Source organism: Salinisphaera sp. (genome assembly GCF_035690525.1).
Taxonomy (GTDB): domain Bacteria; phylum Pseudomonadota; class Gammaproteobacteria; order Nevskiales; family Salinisphaeraceae; genus Salinisphaera.
On record NZ_DASSKM010000024.1, the window covers coordinates 1 to 3,175 of the forward strand.

General features: G+C 60.5%; 4 protein-coding genes and 1 riboswitch. Of the genes, 1 reads left to right on the forward strand and 3 read right to left on the reverse strand.

Features of this window, described 5'->3' with window-relative positions:
- Positions 1–247, forward strand: a 247-nt coding sequence (locus VFJ08_RS01585) for a hypothetical protein (protein WP_324994463.1), incomplete at its 5' end; no start/stop codon positions are given.
- On the opposite strand, the gene VFJ08_RS01590 is transcribed toward VFJ08_RS01585, so the two are convergent.
- From VFJ08_RS01590 to VFJ08_RS01600, 3 genes are all read right to left on the reverse strand, one after another.
- Positions 244–1,134, reverse strand: coding sequence for a cation diffusion facilitator family transporter (locus VFJ08_RS01590; RefSeq protein ID WP_324994465.1), 891 nt, complete (start codon positions 1,132–1,134; stop codon positions 244–246). The genes VFJ08_RS01585 and VFJ08_RS01590 overlap by 4 nt on opposite strands.
- Positions 1,135–1,266: 132 nt before the next feature.
- Entirely contained in the window at positions 1,267–1,593 is a 327-nt protein-coding gene (locus VFJ08_RS01595; protein WP_324994467.1) for a hypothetical protein, read from the reverse strand.
- A gap of 51 nt (positions 1,594–1,644) precedes the next feature.
- Positions 1,645–2,886 (reverse strand): FAD-dependent oxidoreductase, encoded by a 1,242-nt coding sequence (locus tag VFJ08_RS01600; RefSeq protein WP_324994469.1) that lies wholly within the window; start codon positions 2,884–2,886, stop codon positions 1,645–1,647.
- A gap of 102 nt (positions 2,887–2,988) precedes the next feature.
- Positions 2,989–3,092: riboswitch (TPP riboswitch) on the forward strand.
- The last annotated feature ends 83 nt before the right edge of the window (positions 3,093–3,175 follow it).

Here is a 3,175-nt window from a genome sequence, read left to right on the forward strand (position 1 = left end):
TCTCGCGACCGATACCAGTCAAATATCTTCATCAGACATTTTCTCCATAAACCGCTCGTGGAACGCCTTACTTGCCTTATCGGCGCGTAGCCATCCGGCCTTTTATATCGGCGGCGTCGCCGATGATCATATTGTGCATAACATATATTATGTTAAATTAATTAAGGCTGTGCCGGCTGAGACGTTTCTCTTCTGCAAACTCGATCGTCTTGGCACGAGCTTTCTTTTCTGCCCGAGCGAATACTAATGCGGCAGACAAACGTCCGAGACCTTAGCCTTGCTTTCGGGTTCGACATGAATCGTGACGGTGCTATCGGCGATTTCATCCTCGATCGCGGCTTCGAGGCGATCGCAGATATGGTGCGCATCATCAACCGGCATGTCGCCCGGCACGACCAGATGAAAATCGACGAAGGTTCGTCGTCCGGCATGCCGCGTGCGCAGGTCGTGGGCCTGATAAGCGCCCTGTGAATGATGGAATATAGCCGTGCGAATGCGGTCGAGTTCGTCGCTGGATACCGCCTCGTCCATCAAGCCGCCAATCGATTCGCGAACGAGTTGCCAGCCGGACCAAAGAATGTTGATCGCTACGAGTATAGCGATCGTCGGGTCGAGCCACAGCCACCCGGTCGCCCCGACGAGAACGACACCGGCGAATACGCCGATCGACGTGACCACGTCGGCGTACAGGTGACGACCGTCGGCCTTCAACGCCGGCGATTTTACGCGCCTGCCGTTGCGCACCAGCACCGTGGCCCAAACGCCGTTGATTGCCGTGGCCACGGCATTGAGAAGCAGCCCGCGCACGGGCGCGTTCAGTGCATGCAGATCGAAAAACGTATGCCACGCATCACGAAAGATCGCGAGCGCGGCGATCACAATCAATACGCCTTCGAGGACAGCCGAAAAATACTCGGCCTTTTGATGCCCGTATGGATGATTGGCGTCCGCCGGCATGGCGCTGACGCGCAGTGCGATGACCGCCGCTCCGGCTGCCACAATGTTGATAATGCTCTCCAGTGCATCGGAATACAGCGCGGCACTGCCTGTTACGACATAGGCCAGATACTTGAGCAGAAGCACGACCACGCCGACGAGCACGCTGCCTACGGCATATCGAACGGTGGTGATCACATTGCGGCAGGTGGTGGGAACGGCTGCGGATGATAGGCGGAGCGCGCCGAAAATTGCAATTCAGGCCCAAAGGCTCGATTCTTATGCCCTGCCCGCTAAACTTTCATCTTTCTAAGTTTGACAGCCTATCGTCTAGTGGGAATGTTCGTCCGCGCCACCACTATCGGCGTTCGGCGCCGCCGGCTGGATATTCTGTTGCCCCAGCTGTTCGCGCAGGCTGCCGATTTCCTTAAGCGTGGCGATCACGTTGGCCAGGCGCTCTTCCGGCCATTTGTGCACGTACGACGGCACGCTGCCGTCTCCATTGCCCATATAGGAGTCGACCGCCAGCGCGTCGGTCAGATAAGCTTCAAAACGCTCGATATCGGGCAGCACTTCGGCCAGTTCGCTGCGTGGCAACGCGACACCGCCAATATCGATATGCGAGGACGGCAGCTTTCGCGAATCGTTCATCGTCATGGGTGAATGCCAATAGATCGAATGTGTGCGGCCTTGTTTTTATTCTAGCGCTCAGAATCGATCGCTGCGGAACGGCGCCATGTCCACTAAGGGCGCCTCACCGTCCATAAGCTGCCCGAGCAGGCGTCCGGTGGTTGGGCCGAGGGTGAATCCCTGATGGCCGTGACCCAAGGCGAACCACAGATTCCGGTGCCGATGGGCCGCGCCGATGATCGGCTTCATATCGGCCAAACACGGGCGCGCGCCCTTCCACGGTTCGGACTCCTTACGCGCACCGAGGGCAAACAGTTCGCGGGCAGCCTCCTCGGCCGCCGCCAGTTGGCCGAAACGCGGGGGCGCATCGATGGTATTGAGTTCCGCTCCGGTGGTCAGCCGTAGTCCCGCGCGCTTGGGCGTGAGCAGATAGCCTTTCTCGAAATCCATGACGCCGTAGTTGAGAATCGCGTCGGGCGCGGCATCGTAGTGCATGTGATAACCGCGCATCACGAACATCGGCACACGATAGCCGAGCCGGCCGAGCCAGGTGGACGACCACGGACCGGTCGCGAGAACGAGCTCATCAGCCTCGAACGCGCCGCGATCGGCAGACAAACACCAGCTCTTTCCATTTGGCGCGATATCTCGGGCCTCGGCGCGTTCGATCCGGCCGCCGCAGGCGACGAAATCGTCGGCGTAGGCTTGAACCAGGCCGCCCGGATCGACCACGGACCATGCGTTGGTCCAATGAATGGCGCCGATCGCCCGATCGCTCAGATACGGCTCCATTTCGCGCAGGCGTGGCGCGTCGATTCGCTCGAAGGTCACGCCGAAACGATCGCGAAGCGACGCCGCCTCGGCCAACTCGGCCTCAAAGATATCCAGGCTCCGAAAAACCTGAAGCCAACCGTCGCGGCGGATCAAGTGCTCGGCCCCGGCCGCCTTGAACATGGTTTCGTGTTCGGCCGTGCAGTGCTCGATCAGCGATGCGTATTCGGGCACGATCCGGGCGAACGATTGCGGCGCCGAATAGCGCCAGTACTGCCATAAGGGGTTCGCCTCGGCGAACATGGCGCCGGTGCGATAACGGATATCGATGCTGCGATTGGGCAGTACGCGCCATAGATCGCCCAGATCGCGCGGGAACGGATGCGGTTTGACCGCCTCGCGCTGAATCAGCCCGGCGTTGCCGTAGGAGGTTTCGCGGCCCGGCTCGCGACGATCGACCAGCGTCACGTCGCGCCCGCGCGAACGCAGATGCCAAGCAACGCTGACGCCGACCATGCCAGCCCCGAGTACCAGAGTGTGTCGCGCCATGCCGATTGCGTGAACGTGCGGTGGGTCAATGCTAAACGGCGCACCGGTGCGGTCAAGCACGGATTGCGCGCTTGTGCTCCGCGGCACCCGCCTCTAGCATGAAACACGCCCAAGGGGAGCCACGAGGCTGAGAGGTTCGCACCGGCGGACGACCCTCAACACCTGATCCGGTTCATGCCGGCGTAGGAATGGCCATGCCGTATCCACAGTTGTTCTTGATCCGCCTGTCATGAGCGGTGTTCTCGATGCCATTTGGCACGGCTTCGTCGCCGCGCCCTGGATCGAGCAG